Raw genomic sequence first — 20,846 nt, 5'->3', positions numbered from 1 at the left:
CTTTCCTCCTTTAATCTTTCATTTTCGGATCAAGTGCATCACGCATTCCGTCCCCGATTAAGTTGAACGAGATCATCAGAATACTCAAAACAAATGCCGGGAAGAACAAAATATGCGGCTGATACTGAATGAATTTATAACCATCATTAATCAGCGTTCCAAGAGACGCTTCTGGCGCTTGAAGACCAAGCCCGATAAAGCTTAAGAAAGCCTCGAAGAATATCGCAGTCGGAATTGTAAACATCATATTGATAACAATGATCGCCATAATGTTCGGTAGTATGTGTTTGCTGATAATTCGTCTATCACTTGCACCTAACGTTTTGGCCGCCAAGACAAATTCCTGATTTTTAAACTTAAGGACTTGGCCGCGGACAATACGAGACATGCCGATCCATCCGGTTATCGATATGGCAATAATGATTGCCCAGATACCCGGTTCCATAATCATTAGCATCAGTATTACGATGACTAGCGTTGGAATTCCGATTAACACTTCGACAACCCGTTGCATAATGTCATCGGTTCGACCCCCATAATAACCGGAAATCCCACCGTAAATAACACCTATTACAACATCAATGAAAGCAGCAACGAAAGCGATGATTAAAGAAATTTGCGTTCCTTGCCATAGACGTGAAAACAAATCTCGTCCTAGGCTATCTGTACCAAACCAGTAATACTCGTCAACCTTCTTCAGTTCATAGAGATTGACTGTTTTTGTACCAAGTTTACCTTCACCATCGAAAATCCCTAGTTTTTCAAGTCCTGGAACTTTCGGTGGCAAGCTCGCATGCGCTACTCTTACATCCTCTGGATCATGTTCAACCATGTAAGGGCCAGCAAATGCCATAAATACGATAAAGATTAAAACAAACATACTAACGATAGCTGCTTTATTTTTCCGAATACGAAGCCAAGCATCTTGCCAGAAACTCAAACTAGGTTTCGAAATTCTTTCTGCATGTGAACTATCTATCGTAATCCGTTCAAACGAATCCTTTGGTAATTTATCAAAGTTTTTATTCATTAATTGGAACCTCCAGACAAACGGATACGCGGATCAATAATCCCATAAAGAATATCCACAATTAATATGATCACAATGAGGAGGACTGAGAAGAACATCGTCGTACCCATGATGATAGAAAAGTCGTTCGTGCTAATAGAAGTGACGAACTGTTCACCAATACCTGGAATTGCGAAAATCTGCTCTACTACGAGTGATCCTGTCAATAATCCAGCTGCGAGCGGTCCAAGTACCGTGACGAGTGGAATAAGCGCATTACGAAATGCATGTTTGAAAGCTATCTCAAACCAGTTTGCACCTTTCGCTTTCGCTAACAAAATATAGTCTGAACTTAATACTTCTATCATTTCTGTACGAATGAACCTTGCCGAGACGGCAATCGGGCCCATTGCTAGTGCGATGGATGGCAGAATACTTGACTTCCATCCTTCCCAAAGACCGACAGGCAGCCATTCAAGCCATACCGAAAAGACATATTGTAGCAGAACGGCAAAGACAAACGATGGTATCGAAATTCCTAGAATTGCGATTATTGTACTTCCATAATCCCAGACTGTGTTTTGCTTCAAAGCAGCAATCATCCCGAGAGCGATTCCTATTAAAGTACCGAAAATGAGCGCTTGGGCACCTAGAATAGCTGAGTATTTTAGTTTCTTCACAATTAGAGTAGTTACATCCGCATTTTTATATTGGAATGATACACCAAAGTCACCTTTTGCAAGGTTCCCCATATACCTGACGTACTGTACGGGGATTGGATCGTTCAAGCCATATTTCTCATAAACGACCTCCCTTTGCTCAATGGATAATTTTTCTGCGGAAGCTAACGGGGACCCTGGAAGCAGTTTCATAAGGACAAATGTAAATGATGCGATTAGAAATAGTGATAGGAACATATAAATCACGCGTTTTGTGATATACTTTGCCATTTTCATACCTCCTGGAAATTCGTATTAAACCTACTACATAGTCAATTTGCAATAAATTGATAAAATGAATTTTTAGTTTGTTCCATCTCAGTGAAAAAGAGAGTACATGGTCAGAAATACCCATATACTCTCTTTTCTATAAGATTTTAAGCTAACAAATTGTTATTCTTACTTTTCTGCAGCGTCGATGTACGCCCATTTGTAGCTATAGTCGCCACCGAATGGATGTGTAGCAAGATCTTTTACTGCTGGATTCATAAGAACCATTCTTCCGCGTTGATACTGAGGTGCAATAGCCACGTCATCTTCAAGAAGAATTTGTTCAGCTTTTGCAAAAGCTTCAAAACGTGCTACTGGATCAGTTGCGATTGTCGTTTTTGTAGATTCAATCAATTTGTCATACTCAGGATTAGAGTAGTTCATCTTGTTTTGTGGGCTTCCTGTTACGAACAATTCCATGAACGAGATTGGATCCTGGAAGTCAGGGCCCCATCCAGCTGATTGAATATCGTAATCACTTGTATCATCAAGTTCAAGACGTACAGCGAAAGGAACTTCTTTCAGTTTGATCGTCAAACCTGGAAGGTTTCTTTCAAGTTCAGATTTGAACCATTCTTGTTGTTTTTTAGCATTTTCAGTGTCTCCACCAAGGATTTCAAGTTCAACTTTATCTGTACCTAATGCTTTAAGTCCTTTTGCCCATGAAGCTTGTGCTTCTTCAACGTTATACACAGCGAATTCCTTGCTGTAGTCACGGAAATCTTTTCCGTCTTCGTCAAATGTGAAAGCAGTTGGTACTAAGAAGTTTGCAGCGATAGATCCATTGGCAAGAACTGCGTCTGCAAGTTCTTCTTTGTTATACGCTGTGGCAATTGCTCTACGAATGTCAGCATTAGCAAGTGGCGTAGCCTTACCACCACGTTCTTGGTTCATTTTGAAGTAGAATACTGCTGTTTCCATCTCATTGACGATGTCTGGATTATCAGCAAATTGCATTGCGTATTCAGCAGAAAGTTTTACACGGTCTTTCTTGCCTTGTTCATATAATTTAACTGCTGTTGCAGTTTCTTTGACAACGTCAACAACGATTTCATCAAGTTTTACAGTTTCTGCATCCCAATATTTATCGTTTTTAAGATATTTCCAACCGCTTGTACCATCCCAATCAGATAATGAGAATGGGCCGTTATAAATCATGGCGTCAGAGTTAGATGCATATTTGTCGCCTTGTGCTGTTACAAACTCTTCATTAAGTGGTAAGAATGTCCCGAAAGACATAAGTGATAGGAAGTAAGCAACCGGGCGTTCAAGTTCAATGATAAGAGTTTTATCATCTTCAGCTTTAATGCCTAGGTCTGCAATTTCTGCTTTCCCTTCGCCGATTTCAGTAGCATTTTTAATCATTCCTGCCATCAAGTACGGTCCGTAAGGTGAACCTGTGTCAGGATCAATCGCGCGCTGCCAAGCATATACGAAGTCATGTGCAGTTACAGGTGTTCCATTTGACCATTGTGCATCACGAATTTTGAATGTATAAGTCAGTCCATCTTCACTGATTTCTGGCTCGCCTTCTGCCATAGCTGGTACCGGAAGGCTTTCTTGGTCAAGGCGGTAAAGCCCTTCCATGATGTTGTTCAGTACGTTGAAACCAACTGCATCTTCTGAAATTGATGAGTCAATAGAAGGAATCTCTGCCTCTTCAATCAAATTAAGAACTTGTGCTACATCTTCAGCAGGTTCTTCAGTAGTTCCTTTGTCTTCTTTGTCTTTTTCCGGTTCTGTAGTGCCTGCGTCTTCATTTTTGTCGCCGCACGCTGCTAGGAACACGCTAAGTACAAGCATGATACTAATTAGCCACATAAACTTGTGGGTTTTCAAATCGATGACCTCCTCTAAATTGTCTGATAACTAGGTACCTCATTATTATACTATGATTATTTCAGTTGTACATACCTTTTTAAAATATCATAGTGTACTAACACAGATATTATTCCTATAATGCTAGATTGATAACGCTTACAGTAGGACTTTTTGATAAAACATTTATAAACTTTCTTCTGTACTATTGATTTTTTCTCTCTATACCATTACCATTACTTTGGAACGAGGTAGTTATTATGAGAACAATTATTCGTAACTTTCTAATCGCACATCTCCTAATTAGCCTTTTGATGCTTGTCTATTTTAAAGAGATGACTCTCCTCTCTTATATAAATGCATCTTTCATCATTGGTGGTATTATATTGTTCATCGGTTTGGTTTCACTTGTTTTTTCAACCGGTTTTTTTGATGTATTCACGGTGAGCATGAGAAAAGTATTTACATCTAAGAAACGAATGGAAGATGTCATGTCGATGCGAAAACCTTCAGAAATATTCACAGGGAATGTTGGCTCATTTCTAAGCGTTGGTGCACTCATCCTCGCTGTAATGGGAATCGCTCTCATTATCTTCTATCTATAAGTAGCTCGCCTATTGCATTCTTTTGTATTACGTTTTATAATGGTGAATAACATTTATAGCGAATGGCTTTGAAGGAAAAGAGTATTTCAGTATTCGTATTACAGAGAGCTTGTGGTTGGTGCAAACAGGCATACTAAACTGGAAGAATGGGATCCCGAGCCTGACAAGTCAACCCACTTGAGTTCGTTCAATTTAGCTTGATTTTTTTGAACGAACCATGTGGAAATTTGTCACGTCCCCCGCGTTATGGGAATCAGAGTGGCCTTCGGGCAATTCGGGTGGTACCACGGTTGATCAAACATCAGTCGTCCCTTTTTTACGGGGACGGCTGATGTTTTTTATGATTGAGGAGGAGATGTAAAGATGAAAACCATTTTTTCAGGCGTTCAGCCTACGGGAACAGTGACACTTGGCAACTACATTGGAGCGTTCCGTCAATTTACAGAGTTGCAAAATGACTTTGAATGTCTGTTCTGCATTGTTGATCAGCATGCAATAACAGTTCAACAGGATCCAGTGGAACTTGCAAAAACCATTCGTTCTCTAGCTGCAATTTATATTGCAAGCGGGATTGATCCTTCCAAGGCGGTATTATTCATCCAATCGGAAGTTCCGGCGCACGCACAAGCAGGATGGATGATGCAATGTATTTCAACGATTGGTGAGCTTGAGCGCATGACACAATTTAAAGATAAGACGGAAGGCAAAGAAGGTGTTTCGGTTGGCTTGCTGACATATCCACCACTTATGGCCGCTGATATTTTAGTTTATAACACTGACATCGTTCCAGTCGGCGATGATCAGAAGCAACACCTCGAGTTAACACGAGATTTGGCGGAACGTTTTAATAAAAGATATGGCGAGGTCTTAACAATTCCTGAAGTCCGGATTCCAAAGAACGGTGCACGCATCAAATCCCTTCAGGATCCTTCGAAGAAAATGAGTAAATCCGACCCCAACAAAAAGGGAACCATCTCTCTTCTCGATTCACCGAAAGATATTGAAAAGAAAATCAAAAGCGCAGTGACTGATTCAGAAGGCATCGTTACATTCGATATCGAGAATAAGCCTGGCGTATCAAATCTGCTAACGATTGAAGCTGCATTGTCTGGCGTGTCAATTGACGATCTCGTTGCGAAATACGATGGTCTTGGATACGGTGCATTTAAAGCGGGTGTTGCTGAAGCAGTTATTAATCATTTGACGCCTATTCAAGAAAGATATTATGAATTGTTGGATTCACCTGTTCTTGATGAAATTCTGGATACAGGTGCGGAGAAAGCAAACGCAATTGCGTCTGTCACTCTCGGTAAGATGGAGGCCGCGATGGGGCTCGGACGTAGACGGTAAGAATGATCACGATTGCGGAAATAACGAACAGTGTAAAATCTGCCGTACGTAAAATGAAATAGAATATTTGATACCACTCATATCCTAGTGATCTGTAGTTAAAATAGAAAATCATATTTGAAACTGTAACGACAATGAGTCCGTAGCTCATAAGGAATAGGAATAACCTTGTCATTATGCATCGTCCTTTTGATTTTCTTTGATTATATGACTGCATGCCCCTCTTTTAGACGAAAGAGGGGCTTTTGTGTGGGGTAAATTTAGAGATATAGTTGGCTGGCTTATATGGCTAGGGCAATTTGGAGTGTGGAATTTAGATTTCTTGGCGCTTTGGGGATGCCTCTCGCCATGAGCCTAGATTAACGCTTCGCATCCAGTCTTATGGCTTCGCCGACCCCTTTGCCGCGCCGGCACTGGAGTGTAACATTATTGATTGAGTTTTAGCTCAGAGTGTGGAATTTATACCGCTTGGCGCTTTGGGGATGCCTCTCGCCATGAGCCTGGATTAACGCTACGCATCCATTCTCATGGCTTCGGCTACCCCTTTGCCGCGCCGGCGCTGGAGTGTAACATTATTGATAGAGTTTTAGTTCAGAGTGTGGAATTTATACCGCTTGGCGCTTTGGGGATGCCTCTCGCCATGAGCCTGGATTAGCGCTTCGCATCCTGTCTCAGGGCTTCGGCTGCCCCTTGTCGCGCTTGCGCTGGAGCGTTCCATTATTGATAGTAATTCTGAGATGTATGCACTGAGATTATAATGTGATTACTATTTGATACTAATTTCATTGGAGAAAAAGGCACTATAGATTGCAAGTCAAATCTCCAATAACGAAATAAGCTTTCCTATTACATTGACCTTCCAGCGAAAGCGCGACTTCGTGGTAGCCGAAGCGATAAGACTGAAAGCGATCTCCTTTCCGGCTTATCGCGGGAGGCATCCACAAAGCGCTGAAGCGGTATTAGCCGGCTTTCTGGTTCGTTCTATATATACATACTGTTGTCAAACTCATTCTCTCATTTTATGGAATTAACATTTACCAATCTCATCCTCAATAACGAAATGTGCTTTCTAAAATAGACCTTCCAGCGCAGGCGCGACTACGTGGTAGCCGAAGCGATAAGACGGAAAGTGCCCTCCTTTCTGGCTTATCGCGAGAGGCACCACAAAGCGCCAGAGCGGTATTAGCAGAATCTCCGTTTCACTCTATGTATATATACTGTCGTTAATTGCCATCGCGCTGTTTATAAACCGGATCCAATACCTAACCAAGCAAAAAAAGACGCCCCTTTTAAAAGGGACGCCCAACCATTTAAATTTAAATCTTTTTGAACACGAGTGTAGCGTTATGTCCGCCAAAACCAAGAGAGTTGCTCATTGCATAAGTGATGTCGGCTTTACGTGCACCTTCAGTGACATAATCAAGATCACATTCAGGATCCGCATTGACATAATTTGTTGTCGGTGGAAGAATTCCTTCTTGTAGCGCCTTCACTGTGAAGATTGCTTCCAATCCGCCTGCCGCACCAAGTAAATGACCCGTCATTGATTTGGTTGAACTCATTGCAAGTTTATAAGCATGCTCACCGAAAACTGTTTTTGCTGCCATTGTTTCGTATTGATCATTATACGCTGTGCTGGTCCCGTGGGCATTGATGTAATCGATTTTGTCAGGACTGATGCCGCTGTCTTCAATCGCTTGCATCATCGCTCGCGCACCGCCTTCGCCACCAGGTGCTGGAGCTGTTATGTGATATGCATCACCTGTCGAACCGTAACCGACCATTTCTGCGTAAATTTTCGCACCGCGTGCGACAGCATGTTCATACTCTTCAAGAATGAGAATCCCCGCACCTTCTCCGATTACGAAGCCGTCACGTTCCTTATCGAAAGGACGTGATGCAGTTGCTGGATCCGGATTTAGTGATAAAGCTGTGTTTGCACAAAAACCAGCAACAGCCATCGTTGTAATCGGTGCTTCTGCCCCGCCGGTAATCATGACATCCGCTTCACCTCGACGGATGACTTCAAATGCGTCGCCTATTGAATTCGTACCTGATGCACAAGCTGTTACTGTACATGAATTAATGCCTTTTGCACCGTGGTAAATGGAAACTTGGCCGGCTGCCATATCCGGTATCATCATTGGAACGAAAAATGGACTAACGCGGCGGTAGCCTTTCTCTTGGAACGTTAGAAACTGTTGTTCATGTGTTTCCATGCCACCGATGCCTGATCCAATCCATACACCTGTACGAAGCGCTAAGTCGCCTTCAAGTACCAGGTCCGCATCTTTCATCGCCATAATCGAGGATGCAAGCGCAAAATGCGTGAATCGGTCCATTTTACGTGCATCTTTCCTCGAGATGTACGTTTCGATATCGAAGTCTTTAACTTCTGCTGCTACTTTTACAGGAAACTTATCACTGTCAAGTCTTGTCAATGGTCCAATTCCAGACTTGCCTTCTAATGCCGCACTCCATGACTCCTCAGCGGAATTCCCCAATGGAGAAACAGCACCAATTCCTGTAACTACTACACGTTTTGTTTCCATAGCGTATAAACTTCCCCTCTATATAAGATAATTCGATCAGTTATTGCCAAACCATTTTGAAACGTATTTCCCCAATTCTTAACGTCCCCACTTGATGCATAAAGCTCCCCATGTTAACCCTCCACCGAATCCAACAAGAACAAGGACATCATCATCTTTTACTTTGCCTTCAGCTAAATCATCGACAAGTGAAATGGGAATAGATGCCGCAGATGTATTACCATATTTATGAATTGTCTTCGACATTTTTTCGACTGGTAAACCAAGTCGTTGTCTAGATGCTTCCATAATTCGGATATTTGCTTGATGCGGAACGAGAAAATCAATATCTTCTTTTTGAAGACCCGCTTTTTTAATAACATTTTCAGCCGTTTCTCCCATTTGACGAACAGCAAATTTGAATACTTCGCGGCCGTTCATGACAAGTTTTTCATCCTGGTAAAGATGTTTGCCGCCACTTCCGTCTGCACCAAGTTCGAATGACAGAATTCCACGTCCTTCACTCACTTTTCCGATGACAGCAGCACCCGCACCGTCTCCGAAAAGAATTGCGGTATTGCGGTCTTCCCAGTTGGTGATTTTTGAAAGTTTTTCAACACCGACAACGAGTACATAATCATAAGTTCCCGAATCGATGAATTGTTTCGCAGTTACAATACCATACATGAAACCTGCACATGCCGCTGAAACATCCATTGCTGCTGCATGTGTTGCGCCTAACTGTTCTTGAAGCATAGTAGCTACAGAAGGAAACGGTCGGTCCGGTGTTACTGTCGCAACAAGGATTAGTCCGATTTCTTCTGGCTTAATTCCTGCTTTATCAATCGCTTCCACTGCGGCATTGTAGGCCATATGAGAAGTATTCGTTGAATCATCTGCAATTCGTCTTTCTTCGATGCCTGTCATTGTACGTATCCATTCATCTGAAGTATCTAAACGCTTCTCAAGGTCCGCATTCGTTAAAACTTGTGTTGGCACGTATTTACCCATGCCTAATATACCAGCATTCATTTCGCATCCCCCGCTCTTTATCATCTATTATTAGTACCTGCTCTTAACTATAAAAGAAACAGGCTGATTTTTCAACCCGCTGACACTTTTTCGCCAAATAAACTTCTGATTCCATGGAAAATAGTTTCTCCAATGCACTTGCTGTGCTATGATAAATAATGAAATAGTAATGTAGAGGTGAATTCGATGAGATACGTAATGACATTTTTCTGGTCTTTCTGTTTAATCACAATGTTGAACTATGTAACTGGTGCAATTGCCAACGTACCATTTGACTTCATGGCAGGTGTGGTTGTTTCTTTAATCGTTGGTGTAGTCGTCATCATCTTGGGTGAAGCTTTACCAAACGGCGAAGTTGCAGATAATTGATCAACAAAAACCATCTCCCACGTCGGAGATGGTTTTTTATTGGATAAACCATAGAAAAAGCCACGGAATTCAAGCGCCGCGGCTTTTCTTTTAGACTAGCTGAATAACCAGTTTTCCTTCTTCCATAGTAAGAACGAGCTTATCATTCAGCTTGAGATCGCCTTTAATGACTTCTTTTGCAACAATTGTTTCAACATGGCGCTGGATGAACCGCTTCAATGGACGTGCACCGAAATCGGCATCTGTTCCTTCATTAATAATCCAATCAAGCACATCTTCGCTGTATTCCAAAACAATTTCCTGCATGCGTAATCGTTTGACGAGGTCTTCAATCATTTTTCGTGCAATCCTGCGGAAAGAATTTCCTGTTAGCGAATGGAAGATGATAATATCATCCATTCGATTTAATAATTCAGGTTTAAAATGATTTTTTAATTCAGCCATAACGAGATCTTCTGCGGCATGATTTTCTGTATCGTCCAAACCATGAAGCAAGTAGGCTGAGCCAATATTCGACGTCATGATGACAACTGTATTTGTGAAATTTACGAGTCTTCCCTGACTATCGGTAATCCGCCCGTCATCTAGCACTTGTAGCAAGATATTTGCAACGTCCGGATGTGCTTTCTCGATTTCATCCAACAAGATGACCGCGTATGGATTGCGACGAACCGCCTCTGTCAACTGCCCGCCTTCTTCGTAACCGATGTAGCCAGGTGGTGCGCCGACCAGTCTCGATATACTGTGTTTCTCCATGTATTCCGACATGTCGATGCGGATGAAATGATCTTCCGAATCAAACAGTGTTGCAGCAAGTGTTTTCGCTAGTTCAGTCTTTCCGACGCCGGTTGGCCCTAAGAACAGGAATGAACCAATAGGCTTGTCTGGATCTTTAATACCTGCACGCGCACGCCATACGGCTTCCGTTACAAGTTGAACCGCATCATCTTGCCCGATAACTCGCTCTTCAAGTGTTTCACGCAAACGCAGCAGTTTTTCACGTTCACCTTCAACGAGTTTCGTCACTGGAATGCCCGTCCATCTCGCAACAATCATTGCAATTTCTTCTTCCGTTACTTCTTCACGGAGCAGTCGATTTTCCTGACCATCTACGAGGATGGCCTCCAGTTCATGCAACTCTTGCTCAAGCGTTGGGATTTTTCCATAAGAGAGTTCCGCTGCTTTGTTTAAATCAAAGCGATTTTCAGCATCTTCCAGTTCGCGCCGGAAACGATCTAGTTTTTCGCGTTTGTCCTGAATGACACGCAATGCCGCTTTTTCCGAATCCCACTGCTCACGCATTCCTGCGGACGAATCTTTCAGTTCTTTCAATTCACCCCGCAGTACGTCTAGACGGTTTTTACTCACTGCATCTTTTTCTTTACGCATAGCTTGTTCTTCAATTTCAAGTTGCATAATCCGACGTGTCACTGCATCTAATTCAGATGGCATCGAATCGATTTCAGTACGAATCATCGCACTCGCTTCATCGATTAAGTCAATTGCTTTATCCGGCAAGAAACGTTCTGTTATATAGCGGTCCGATAAGGTTGCCGCTGCGACAATCGCGCGGTCATGAATGCGCACGCCATGATGAAGTTCGTAGCGTTCTTTCAAACCCCGTAAAATTGATACGGTATCCTCCACGGAAGGTTCGCGTACAAGTACCTGCTGGAAACGACGTTCTAGTGCTGGATCCTTTTCGATATTCATGCGGTACTCATCGAGCGTTGTAGCCCCGATACAATACAGTTCGCCACGTGCTAGCATTGGTTTTAGCATATTTCCAGCGTCCATTGCACCTTCAGATTTTCCAGCACCGACAATGGTATGGATTTCATCGATGAATAGAATGATTTCGCCTGCACTGTCTTTCACTTGTTTCAGTACGCCTTTTAAGCGCTCTTCAAATTCACCGCGGTATTTTGCACCCGCGATAAGTGAACTCATATCAAGTTCGTAAATTTGACGGTCTTTCAATCCTTCAGGCACGTCGCCTTTCACAATCCGCTGTGCGAGCCCTTCTACGATTGCTGTTTTCCCAACGCCAGGCTCACCGATTAAAACAGGATTGTTTTTCGTCTTTCTCGATAAAATCCGAATGACGTTTCGAATTTCTTCATCACGTCCAATAACTGGATCCATTTTACCTTTTTTTACTTCTTCGACAAGATTGCGTCCAAATTGTTCAAGAGGTGTACGCTGGTCTTCTTGTTGTCCATCCATTCGCATAACCATCCACCTTTCTATAGGTTAATTCCGACTTTGACTATCTTTGACTAATTAAATTATAGGATGAATTGAATTTGTTGTAAAGTATTTGCACTGGATTGTAAACAAGGACAAACCTCTGAGAAGAGGCTTTCCTTCTCAGAGGTTTGTCAGTTGCTAAATAGATTTCGAGGAGCGACGACGACACCATCCTCATCAGCATAAACGTAATGATTTGGCGTCCATTCGATGTCTCCGAAGCGTAACACGATATCCCGCTCCCCATTACCCACTTTTATAGTCTTCATTGGATTGCTTCCAAGCGCAAGAACACCGATGTTGTGCGCTGAAAGTTCAGTTGTATCGCGGACACAACCATATATAATTATACCGGCAAGCTTACGTGTTTCCGCAATTTCACCTAGGTTTCCTCCAAGTAGTGCACATCTTTTGGATCCGCCTCCATCAACCACGAGAACGCTGCCCTCGGGAATTGTTTGCAGCGCTTCTTTTACTTGAACGTTATCTTCAAATACTTTAACCGTTGCAATCGGACCAGAAAAGTTTTTATTTTTACCATAAGATTTAAATTCAATGGCACATACTTGTAACTCACTTGCAAAATCGTCACACACATCAGCTGTATTTATCGACAAAATCATCCACTCCCTTTATGTATATCATTCGACATTAATTCCAGATTCCTTTTTTACCAGGTATTAATTTAAAGCTATGTTTGAATTACGTTCGACTTTGTAGATTTTTCAAACAAAAAAACTGCATGACTCATCTCTAAGTCACACAGTCTGGATATTGGTATCATCTAACGCCAAGCGCTATTTTTGCATAGCGTGACATTTTTTCTCTAGACCATGGTGGATTCCAAATGATGTTAACATCAACATTTTTCACTTCTGGGAGTTCCATTAGTTCTTGTGTCACGTTGGCAACGATTTGCGGCCCCATCGGACAGCCCATCGATGTAAGTGTCATCGTAACTTTTGAAGTACCTTCTTCGTCGAGTTCAACATCATATACAAGCCCTAAGTTGACGATATCGACACCTAGTTCCGGGTCAATTACGTTTTCCAGTGCGCCCATCATACTGTCTTTCATATCCTGACTCATCTACATCCCTCTTTCCCTGCGTTTGATAGTCCCATCATAACAGAGTTTGCTCCATCATTTCAAATGAACAGCAAGCCACTCCGCAGCTCCTAGCATTCCCGTCCTCGAAACAGCGTGCCCTGCATTTTTATCCGAAACAAATTTAATGTTGTCGGGCGTGTCAGTATATGCTGCTTTGACGGCCTTATAAAAGTTATGCGTCGGTTCATAAGGCACTACTGCATCCTGCTCACCATGCCAGAAATAGACAGGTCGCTTGTTTAGGAGTGATGGGTTTTTCGTTAAATCGAACGTTGCTAATGTTGCCAGTAGCTTCTGCTTTTCTTCAATTGTTATAGGTAATTTAAAACCGCGTCGCTCAAACTCAGCCATTTGCGCTTTTGCCAACTGAACGAATCCTGGTGCGCCCATCATAACCGCTGCCGTGTCGATCCATTCATAAAGGGCAAGACATCCGAGCGTTGTAATGCCACCCATCGAAGTCCCCGCCAAACCAATTTTCCCTGTCGGATGAAGGCCCCGTTTGTGCAGTCCGTCATGCAAGAAACCAGCTTCTTCTATGGAGGTTAAGACAATTTCCCAAAACCGCAAACTCAACTGAACTTCGTCCAAATCCTCTCCCCTAGCGCCATGCAGATGCGCATCAGGCAGTAGAACCCGAATACCTTTTTTCGCTATATTATATGCGTAATGCAAATTATGTTCTTTAGCACTCGTAAATCCATGGAAGAAAATAACGACAGGCACTTGTTTGTCTGCAAACTCTTCTTCCACTATATGAAGTAATGGGATACTTCCCCAAGATTCGTCAGTTATCATCATAGACAATCACCTGTTCCTTTTCAATCTAGCCTACCAAAGTTTTTCTAATAAAACAAAAAGTACGGTTTATGCGTTGGAATTTTTTGACGTGCATCACACTTTAACGATAGACTAATTAACAGAAGGAGGCGTTTTTTTTGAAGCCACATTTAATCGTCCTCGACCTTGACGGGACGTTACTCACAGATGAAAAAGTCATATCAGATAAAACAAAAAGCACATTAAAATTAGCAGAGGATAATGGCCACCACATCATGATTGCAACCGGTAGGCCATACAGAGCAAGTGAAGTGTATTATCGTCAACTTGGGCTTAAGACGCCCATCGTTAATTTCAACGGTGCTTTCGTACACCATCCAGGCGATCAATCTTGGAAAATCATACATGAGACGATTTCGCTTCCAGTAGTCAATGATGTCATTGATGCAATGCAGGAATTTACGTTCCATAATATCGTTGCTGAAGTGATGGATGATGTATATATGCACTATCATGACGAAAAATTGCTTGATATTTTTGGTTTTGGGAATCCTACAATTACACAAGGCGACATCCGTAAGTTTTTACAAGTCAATCCGACTAGTTTATTAATCCATGCACCTGACGATAAAGTCGATACCATCCGACGGCATCTCGGTGACGTGCACGCTGAAGTTATTGATCACCGCCAATGGGGTGCACCATGGAAAGTCATCGAAATCGTTCGGCATGGGTTGAATAAAGCGGTAGGCATTTCTCATGTATCCAAATGGATGAATATTCCGAAAGAACGGATTATTGCATTTGGTGACGAAGACAATGACCTAGAAATGATTGACTATGCTGGGGTTGGAGTTGCAATGGGCAATGGAATTGACAGATTGAAATCGATTGCGGATGAAGTGACTGATACCAATAACGAAGATGGCATTGCACGTGTCCTTAGAGAGAGGTTACACTTGAAGTAACTATATGTACCCAATGGAGGAATTTAAATGAGAATTTTTGTGGACAGTGCTTGCGATCTGCCAAAGTCATTTTACGAAGAAAACGATGTTATACTTTTCCCTTTACGCGTCTTAATTGACGACAAGGAATACGATGACATAGCAACAATTGATGCGTTGGAAGTTTATAATGCCATCCGGAATGGTAAACAACCTAAGACATCACAAGTAGCTCCCGAGTTGTTCCTGAAAAAATGGAGAGAACTCGCAGCATCTGGCGAAGATGGCATATACATTGCTTTTTCGTCGGAGTTATCAGGTACATTTGATACTGCAATTATGACAAAAGATCAAATAAAAGAAACAAATCCAAGTATGAATCTAATTGTCATTGATTCAAGATGCGCATCTCTTGGTTACGGACTGCTGGTAAAAGAGGCGGTCCGTCTCCGTGATGCTGGAGAAGACGATGTGCGGACAATCGAACGTAAAATCCGTTTCATGGCCGGTCATATGGAGCACCTTTTCACTGTGGAAGATCTTGACTATATGGCACGTGGCGGGCGTGTATCAAAAGCAAGTGCATTCATTGGTGGTTTACTGAACATTAAACCTTTGCTCCACGTCGCAGGTGGAAAACTTGTTCCAATTGAAAAACACCGCGGACGTAAAAAAGTGTTGCGACGTATGACTGATTTGATGGCGGAGCGAGGCGATAATTTGTCTGAACAAACGATTGCAATCAGCCACGGCGACGATGAAGCTGTAGCACTGGAGTTGCAGGCAACGATTGAAGAGCTTTTCCATCCTAAAAGCATTGAAATACACCTAATTGGTTCAGTCATTGGCGCTCATGTAGGGCCTGGGACGGTCGGTATCTATTTTTTAAACAAGTTGAATAAATAATATTTCTCGAGGAGATTGAATGCATGAAAGTAGTCATTGTCGGAGCGATTGCAGGAGGTTCTACTGTCGCTGCTCAAATTAGACGAGCAGTGCCGGATTCAGAAATCACATTATTCGGACGTGATCCAGTACTGGGTTATGGCACATGCGGTATGCCGTACGTCATCGGTGGCTTAATCGATGAGAAATCGAAACTCGTTGGTGCATCACCTGAAGAATTTGGTGAACAGCGGGATATTAATGTCCAGTTAGCGCATGATGTTTTGTCCATTAACCGACAGAATAAAACCGTCGAGGTACAAAACCTGGAAACTGGACAGACTTTTACCGAATCTTACGATAAACTCATTTTGTCTCCGGGCGGCACTTCCCGTATTCCTGATTTGAAAGGTCTTGGCAAACTCCCTTTATTTACATTGAAGAATTTTGCCGAGATGGAAGAAATCATGAATTACATTGAACAGGAAAAACCGCAATCCTGTGCAGTCATCGGCGGCGGATTCATCGGCATCGAACTTGCTGAGAACTTCATCCATAAAGGATTGAAAACAACAGTTATTGATCGAAATGATCGCATTATGAATATTATGGACGCAGAAATCTCTGAAGTACTTGGGCAAGAGATGAAGGACAATCATGTAGAGATCTACTTCGAAGACGCCATTGAACGCATTGAAGGCAAGCGTTTAGTAATGAAAAATGGTGTGGATTTTGAAGTCGATTTTATCGTTGCGAGCATCGGAATCGATTTGGATACAAAACTTGCCATCGAAGCCGGTTTAGAAATCGGTCCTACAAAAGGGATTGTCGTCAACAGTTTTATGCAAACCAACGATCCGGACATTTATACGATTGGTGATGCAGCAGAGTCCAAAGATTGGTTCACCGGCAAACCGAAAAACGTCAAACTCGCATGGCACGCACACCGGCAAGCGTTCATTGTTGCAAGCCATCTGGCAGGAAAACCCGTAAAAATGAATGGACTGCTTGGGTCATCGATTACAAAACTGTTTTCACTGACAGCTGCTATGACAGGACATTCAGCGAAAAGTCTGTCGGATGAAGGCATCGCGTTTGGCACTTCCGTCTATAAAGGCCGGACGAACGCGGGCTACTATCCGGATCACGGACAGATTTTATTGCGTGTCCATTATGATCAAAAGTCTAGACTCGTCCTTGGCGCACAAGCCGTCGGTGACAAAGGAGTCGACAAGCGAATCGATGTCATCACTACCGCAATCATGGGCAAAATGACAATTGAGGATTTAGCTGCTCTTGAACTCGTCTACTCCCCTGCTTACTCTTCACCAAAAGATCCGGTGAATATGGTAGGTTATAAAGCGGATTAGTAGCCCCTCGAGTCTAGAAACTGGGCACTACGTGTAAAGTTACTATTGGTTCGCTTTGGATTGAACAGACCACTATACCATTATCGAGATGTTTTAATAAGCAGGGATGCGACTTTGTCGCATCCCTGCTTACTTTTTTCGATAATCTTATGGTGTTCGTTCATCCGTCGCTCACCAAAGACACTAGTACAAGTAGTGCCAAAGCTTTTCGGGACGGAAGAATAGATTGCTTCTCACATGGAGAGAAGCGGTCAAAGATACAATTTTGACCGCTCATTCCTTTTATTATGGTATCACTTTCTTACAAAGCATCACATAATCTTTCTGAAAGTTAATAGGGAATACATTATACCACGTGCAAGAGTGCCCGAAATTGCATCTTCGGGCACTTTCACTCTTTAATAGAAGCTCATCTATTCTTTCATTCAAAACAACTGCACTTTTCACTTGAATATTGTAGGAACGCGACAGGCGAATAATCACAACAATATGACCTAGGGAGGAATGAACTGCAATTCCTCCCCTAAAATGCGTGGCTAGAAGTGTCGTGATTAATTCGCCGAAAGCGGTCCGAAAATAATCCAGTGAAAATGGCGGCTCAATAAAAAAACACCAGGGCTACTAGCCTTGGTGTTTTTCCTTTTATTTTACATTTCCTGTTTTTTGTTCTTTTCTACCTTTTCTGCCTTTACGCCAAACTGTCAATAAGAATCCTAAGAACAGTACATATATAAGAATGGATGCGATTAGATAAGGGATATTGAATCCTTTGTCTTCATCAGCGATGTAAATCTCAGCAACTTCACGTTCCTGTACGATACGGAAAATCTCGTCTTTTCCTTCAAGTACCGTATCACCAGTAAGCAAACCGCGTAGTTTCTTATTTTCCCCGAATACTTCTTTCGGTATTTCTAGACTAGCCGTTTCTGTCGTATTATTTAGCGCGACAATCCATGTTTCCTCGTCATTTGAACGCTTAAAGACCGTAAATCCGCCCTCATTGTGCAGCATTTCAAAATCTCCGTTACGCAACGCTTCAGACTTGTTGCGCAGTGTGTTGAGGTCCCCGATATGCTCAATCAGTTCTGTATCAATCTTGAAATTCATAAGCTGGTGACTTTCAGGTGCTTGTTGTCCGTTCACAGCTATTTCACTACCGTATGTCATTACGGGTACTCCAGGAAGTGAAAATAGAGCAGTTGCTGCAATTCTCCATCTGGTTGGCGGGAACATTTTCGCTTCCACCATATCGAAAGTCAATCGCGGTCCTGTCAAATCATCGAACTGGATCATTTCCTTTTCAGTGTCATTTGAAAAAATCGATAATGGTGAAGAGTCCGCGTCAAATTGTGAAAACGATGCTCTCATTGCGTTTACTTTTTCCATATTAGGAGTAGAATCGAAGTCCGCATCACTTTCTTCATTTGTCACTACATACGCTTTCGGATTAGCCGTTTTCACAGCCTGAATGATGTCATTCAATAGAGCCGTGTCAATTTGTTCGATCTTTGTTAAGCGAACTCCGTCCAACTTATTCGTTTTAACAAAATCTGCAATCGTTTCTATCAAAGCCTGTTGAGTAGCTGTATCAGAATAATCCCAATCGATTATTCCTTCAGCGACGGGCACTGATTTCACTGTTCCTTCTGTCGCCCAGATATGATTCGAACTAACTCCAGCGAGTGGAAAATCAGCGATAACGGACATATCTTGCTTATGGATTGCATTAACCATTTCTGAGAATTCCGCGTCAGTCCCAAAGTGAGGATCAAATTTTGTGTAATCTAGCACTTTGTTTCCGTCATACGTTTCCGTCTCAAACACAGGTCCTAGCGAAATAAGTGTGAAACCCATTCCTGCGATATACTCCAAGCGCGTAGACACACCGGTGAAATCACCGCCATTGAACGCATTAAGGTCTTTTGCATCGACATCAAAGTCGTTTTTTCCGTCGCCATTGTTAAACCGGTCAACTAGTAAATCATATATACTTTCATCCTCTATTGTCTTTTCCGTTTCTGCAAATGCCCCTGATGGATTGAGGGTCGCTACCAGTAATAGAAAAGTTACAATAAGTCCAAACCATTTATTCGCTTTCACAAAATAGCCTCCTAATAAACGAACTGTCAACCGTCATTTTACCAAACAGAGTGACCGCCCGCCATCTATTACGCGAAAAACCTTCTTCTACACTGCGAAATAGGTCGATTTTGTGAAATTGGGAAGGATTAACGTTATCCACTGACCAACACTTTATTGTTTCCTTAAAATCAAAATACACTTGCCGGCAATTAGCCAGCAAGTGTATTATTCATTCTCTTCTGAAGATGTCCGCTTTTTCCGGGAAGTATAGAAGACAGAAACGACAAATAATGCCATTAACATCAAGACAACAATCAGAAACAGTAGTCCGATTCTCGATTCCATCCCCATTCCTCCCCGCCATTAAAACTTAAGTGAACCAGTTAATTCCTAACGGAGGTTGAATCCGAGGAGTAACGTCGCCACTAAGAAGACGAAGAATAGAATCCAGACCACCTTGACGCTTTTGTTCTTTGTAGAACGTACAAGAACCATTTCCATCATACCTATTGTTACAAGACCCAATAAGAATTTGACGCCGTACAACGCTGCGTTAAGCGAAGAGTATTCGAAGAATAGCAATGCGCCTGAAATTAGAATTAGTACGTAGAATAAACGTGCAATCATGTGAAGTATTTTTTTGCCTTTGGATTCGTTGTCCATGCCTGCAGCAACTAGGAATAGAATGATTCCGACAACCCAAGTGAAAATATGTAGATGTGTTGTGTTTGTTAATGCGTCCATACTTGTCACCTCATTTGTTATTATAACTACATAATAACCCTATCATAATCTCCTATTTCACAAAAGGAATATTGCTTACACAAACTTGTTTACAAGAGTACCAATGCCTTCAATTGAGACTTTCACCAAGTCACCTTTTCTCAAAAACGTTGGCGGCTTCATGCCTTTTCCGACACCAGCGGGAGTGCCTGTTAAAATAACATCGCCCGGTTCAAGCGTAACGAATCGTGAAATCTCTGCGATTAGTTCATCAATTTTGAAAATCATCGATGCCGTATTGCCATTTTGTCTAACTTCATCGTTGACCTTTGTAACAATCGATAAATCATGTGCATTCGGAATTTCATCTTTCGTCACAATATATGGACCCATCGGACACGATTCATCGAGACTTTTCCCTAGGAAGTATTGACCATGCGCAGTTTGTACGTCACGCGCTGTTACATCATTCGCAATTGTATAACCAAAAACATAGTCATAGGCAAGCTGTTTTGGAATGTTGCGACCTTCTTTGCAAATGACAACTGCGAGCTCTCCCTCATAATCGAGGTTATCCGTTATATCGCTATGAATTGAAAGTTCTTGCTCGTCCGCAGCAATGGATGTCGGAGATTTAGTAAAGATCATCAATTTTTCAGGCGGTGCATTCGAACCCATTTCTGCCGCATGGTCTGCATAGTTTTTGCCTACACACAGAACATTTTTAGGTGTTCTCGGAATTGGTGATAGCCACTCAATAGCCGTAAACGCATGTTTAAATTGATCTGCGTTCTCATCCTCCCGTGCCCGCTCTGCAAGTTTTGTCACTTTGTCAACGAAATCACGACCTGATGCGATACCTTCCGTGATTGTTTTAGGAAATTCAGCATCTTCATATGCTTCTGCAATGGCAATCATATCCCATACAGCTTCTTCCCTTTTCACTTTCGGACCGAATAATGTCCTACCTTCATAACGGAACGATAATAACTTCAT

The 20,846-nt window shown here is 42.3% G+C and carries 19 protein-coding genes and 1 other annotated feature; of the genes, 6 read left to right on the top strand and 13 right to left on the bottom strand.

Features of this window, described 5'->3' with window-relative positions; all coding sequences use genetic code 11:
- Positions 1 to 10 precede the first annotated feature (10 nt).
- From opp3C to AC1TO6_RS03555, 3 genes are all read right to left on the bottom strand, one after another.
- On the bottom strand, positions 11 to 1,030 hold the full coding sequence (opp3C, locus tag AC1TO6_RS03565) for an oligopeptide ABC transporter permease (protein WP_482100231.1): 1,020 nt from the start codon (positions 1,028 to 1,030) through the stop codon (positions 11 to 13).
- A complete protein-coding gene (opp3b, locus tag AC1TO6_RS03560; protein ID WP_482100230.1) occupies positions 1,030 to 1,959 on the bottom strand; it encodes an oligopeptide ABC transporter permease in 930 nt (309 codons plus the stop codon). Before opp3b ends, opp3C begins: the two co-directional genes overlap by 1 nt.
- Positions 1,960 to 2,127: 168 nt before the next feature.
- The gene (locus AC1TO6_RS03555; RefSeq protein WP_482100229.1) at positions 2,128 to 3,837 is read right to left on the bottom strand and encodes a peptide ABC transporter substrate-binding protein; all 1,710 of its coding nucleotides are present in this window, start codon (positions 3,835 to 3,837) and stop codon (positions 2,128 to 2,130) included.
- 239 nt (positions 3,838 to 4,076) lie between these two features.
- Here AC1TO6_RS03555 and AC1TO6_RS03550 point away from each other — a divergent pair, with 239 nt between their 5' ends.
- Together AC1TO6_RS03550 and trpS are read left to right on the top strand one after the other, a co-directional pair.
- Positions 4,077 to 4,421: a DUF3899 domain-containing protein gene (locus tag AC1TO6_RS03550; protein ID WP_482100228.1), complete on the top strand. Its 345-nt coding sequence runs from the start codon at positions 4,077 to 4,079 to the stop codon at positions 4,419 to 4,421.
- A 59-nt stretch (positions 4,422 to 4,480) separates the two neighbouring features.
- Positions 4,481 to 4,737 (top strand) — a binding site (T-box leader).
- Positions 4,738 to 4,784: 47 nt separating this feature from the next.
- Entirely contained in the window at positions 4,785 to 5,771 is a 987-nt protein-coding gene (gene trpS, locus AC1TO6_RS03545; RefSeq protein WP_482100227.1) for a tryptophan--tRNA ligase, read from the top strand.
- On the opposite strand, the gene AC1TO6_RS03540 is transcribed toward trpS, so the two are convergent.
- The 3 genes from AC1TO6_RS03540 to AC1TO6_RS03530 all read right to left on the bottom strand — a co-directional run bounded on the left by AC1TO6_RS03540 (position 5,722) and on the right by AC1TO6_RS03530 (position 9,334).
- Entirely contained in the window at positions 5,722 to 5,886 is a 165-nt protein-coding gene (locus AC1TO6_RS03540; protein WP_482100599.1) for a hypothetical protein, read from the bottom strand. The genes trpS and AC1TO6_RS03540 overlap by 50 nt on opposite strands.
- Before the next feature lie 1,201 nt (positions 5,887 to 7,087).
- Positions 7,088 to 8,323, bottom strand: a complete 1,236-nt coding sequence (gene fabF, locus AC1TO6_RS03535; RefSeq protein ID WP_482100226.1) for a beta-ketoacyl-ACP synthase II — start codon at positions 8,321 to 8,323, stop codon at positions 7,088 to 7,090.
- A 78-nt stretch (positions 8,324 to 8,401) separates the two neighbouring features.
- Positions 8,402 to 9,334 (bottom strand): beta-ketoacyl-ACP synthase III, encoded by a 933-nt coding sequence (locus AC1TO6_RS03530; protein WP_482100225.1) that lies wholly within the window; start codon positions 9,332 to 9,334, stop codon positions 8,402 to 8,404.
- A gap of 186 nt (positions 9,335 to 9,520) precedes the next feature.
- On the opposite strand from AC1TO6_RS03530, the gene AC1TO6_RS03525 reads away from it, so the two are divergent.
- The gene (locus AC1TO6_RS03525; RefSeq protein WP_482100224.1) at positions 9,521 to 9,703 is read left to right on the top strand and encodes a DUF2929 family protein; all 183 of its coding nucleotides are present in this window, start codon (positions 9,521 to 9,523) and stop codon (positions 9,701 to 9,703) included.
- A gap of 90 nt (positions 9,704 to 9,793) precedes the next feature.
- Here the strand turns inward: AC1TO6_RS03525 and AC1TO6_RS03520 are convergent, their stop codons facing one another.
- The 4 genes from AC1TO6_RS03520 to AC1TO6_RS03505 all read right to left on the bottom strand — a co-directional run bounded on the left by AC1TO6_RS03520 (position 9,794) and on the right by AC1TO6_RS03505 (position 13,864).
- Positions 9,794 to 11,929: an ATP-dependent Clp protease ATP-binding subunit gene (locus tag AC1TO6_RS03520; protein WP_482100223.1), complete on the bottom strand. Its 2,136-nt coding sequence runs from the start codon at positions 11,927 to 11,929 to the stop codon at positions 9,794 to 9,796.
- 155 nt (positions 11,930 to 12,084) lie between these two features.
- Positions 12,085 to 12,570 (bottom strand): ribonuclease E activity regulator RraA, encoded by a 486-nt coding sequence (gene rraA, locus AC1TO6_RS03515; RefSeq protein ID WP_482100222.1) that lies wholly within the window; start codon positions 12,568 to 12,570, stop codon positions 12,085 to 12,087.
- A gap of 163 nt (positions 12,571 to 12,733) precedes the next feature.
- Positions 12,734 to 13,042: a metal-sulfur cluster assembly factor gene (locus AC1TO6_RS03510; RefSeq protein ID WP_482100221.1), complete on the bottom strand. Its 309-nt coding sequence runs from the start codon at positions 13,040 to 13,042 to the stop codon at positions 12,734 to 12,736.
- Between the two features lie 54 nt (positions 13,043 to 13,096).
- A complete protein-coding gene (locus tag AC1TO6_RS03505) occupies positions 13,097 to 13,864 on the bottom strand; it encodes a prolyl oligopeptidase family serine peptidase (RefSeq protein WP_482100220.1) in 768 nt (255 codons plus the stop codon).
- A gap of 137 nt (positions 13,865 to 14,001) precedes the next feature.
- On the opposite strand from AC1TO6_RS03505, the gene AC1TO6_RS03500 reads away from it, so the two are divergent.
- Genes AC1TO6_RS03500 through AC1TO6_RS03490 form a run of 3 tightly spaced genes read left to right on the top strand, consistent with a single transcriptional unit; the run spans position 14,002 to position 17,045 of the window.
- Positions 14,002 to 14,811, top strand: a complete 810-nt coding sequence (locus AC1TO6_RS03500) for a Cof-type HAD-IIB family hydrolase (protein ID WP_482100219.1) — start codon at positions 14,002 to 14,004, stop codon at positions 14,809 to 14,811.
- A 27-nt stretch (positions 14,812 to 14,838) separates the two neighbouring features.
- Positions 14,839 to 15,696 carry a DegV family protein gene (locus AC1TO6_RS03495; protein ID WP_482100218.1) on the top strand — a complete coding sequence of 286 codons (858 nt, stop codon included), beginning with the start codon at positions 14,839 to 14,841 and terminating at the stop codon, positions 15,694 to 15,696.
- A gap of 23 nt (positions 15,697 to 15,719) precedes the next feature.
- A complete protein-coding gene (locus AC1TO6_RS03490) occupies positions 15,720 to 17,045 on the top strand; it encodes a CoA-disulfide reductase (RefSeq protein WP_482100217.1) in 1,326 nt (441 codons plus the stop codon).
- Positions 17,046 to 17,687: 642 nt separating this feature from the next.
- On the opposite strand, the gene AC1TO6_RS03485 is transcribed toward AC1TO6_RS03490, so the two are convergent.
- The 3 genes from AC1TO6_RS03485 to AC1TO6_RS03475 form a co-directional block, all read right to left on the bottom strand.
- Positions 17,688 to 19,145 carry an alpha-amylase family glycosyl hydrolase gene (locus AC1TO6_RS03485; RefSeq protein WP_482100216.1) on the bottom strand — a complete coding sequence of 486 codons (1,458 nt, stop codon included), beginning with the start codon at positions 19,143 to 19,145 and terminating at the stop codon, positions 17,688 to 17,690.
- 372 nt (positions 19,146 to 19,517) lie between these two features.
- On the bottom strand, positions 19,518 to 19,871 hold the full coding sequence (locus AC1TO6_RS03480) for a YisL family protein (protein WP_482100215.1): 354 nt from the start codon (positions 19,869 to 19,871) through the stop codon (positions 19,518 to 19,520).
- A gap of 75 nt (positions 19,872 to 19,946) precedes the next feature.
- Complete coding sequence (locus AC1TO6_RS03475) at positions 19,947 to 20,846, bottom strand: fumarylacetoacetate hydrolase family protein (RefSeq protein WP_482100214.1); 900 nt, start codon at positions 20,844 to 20,846, stop codon at positions 19,947 to 19,949.

The sequence above is a fragment of the Sporosarcina sp. Y352 genome, from assembly GCF_056786535.1.
Note: the sequence above shows the minus strand (reverse complement) of the source record. Positions and strands in the feature narration are given on the sequence as shown.

Excerpts from the sequence above, each read along its gene's own strand:
- opp3C (WP_482100231.1), bottom strand. The coding sequence starts at position 1,030 with ATGAATAAAAACTTTGATAAATTACCAAAGGATTCGTTTGAACGGATT.
- opp3b (WP_482100230.1), bottom strand. The coding sequence starts at position 1,959 with ATGGCAAAGTATATCACAAAACGCGTGATTTATATGTTCCTATCACTA.
- AC1TO6_RS03550 (WP_482100228.1), top strand. The coding sequence starts at position 4,077 with ATGAGAACAATTATTCGTAACTTTCTAATCGCACATCTCCTAATTAGC.
- trpS (WP_482100227.1), top strand. The coding sequence starts at position 4,785 with ATGAAAACCATTTTTTCAGGCGTTCAGCCTACGGGAACAGTGACACTT.
- AC1TO6_RS03540 (WP_482100599.1), bottom strand. The coding sequence starts at position 5,886 with ATGATTTTCTATTTTAACTACAGATCACTAGGATATGAGTGGTATCAA.
- fabF (WP_482100226.1), bottom strand. The coding sequence starts at position 8,323 with ATGGAAACAAAACGTGTAGTAGTTACAGGAATTGGTGCTGTTTCTCCA.
- AC1TO6_RS03530 (WP_482100225.1), bottom strand. The coding sequence starts at position 9,334 with ATGAATGCTGGTATATTAGGCATGGGTAAATACGTGCCAACACAAGTT.
- AC1TO6_RS03525 (WP_482100224.1), top strand. The coding sequence starts at position 9,521 with ATGAGATACGTAATGACATTTTTCTGGTCTTTCTGTTTAATCACAATG.
- AC1TO6_RS03520 (WP_482100223.1), bottom strand. The coding sequence starts at position 11,929 with ATGGATGGACAACAAGAAGACCAGCGTACACCTCTTGAACAATTTGGA.
- AC1TO6_RS03510 (WP_482100221.1), bottom strand. The coding sequence starts at position 13,042 with ATGAGTCAGGATATGAAAGACAGTATGATGGGCGCACTGGAAAACGTA.
- AC1TO6_RS03505 (WP_482100220.1), bottom strand. The coding sequence starts at position 13,864 with ATGATGATAACTGACGAATCTTGGGGAAGTATCCCATTACTTCATATA.
- AC1TO6_RS03495 (WP_482100218.1), top strand. The coding sequence starts at position 14,839 with ATGAGAATTTTTGTGGACAGTGCTTGCGATCTGCCAAAGTCATTTTAC.
- AC1TO6_RS03490 (WP_482100217.1), top strand. The coding sequence starts at position 15,720 with ATGAAAGTAGTCATTGTCGGAGCGATTGCAGGAGGTTCTACTGTCGCT.
- AC1TO6_RS03480 (WP_482100215.1), bottom strand. The coding sequence starts at position 19,871 with ATGGACGCATTAACAAACACAACACATCTACATATTTTCACTTGGGTT.
- AC1TO6_RS03475 (WP_482100214.1), bottom strand. The coding sequence starts at position 20,846 with ATGAAGTTATTATCGTTCCGTTATGAAGGTAGGACATTATTCGGTCCG.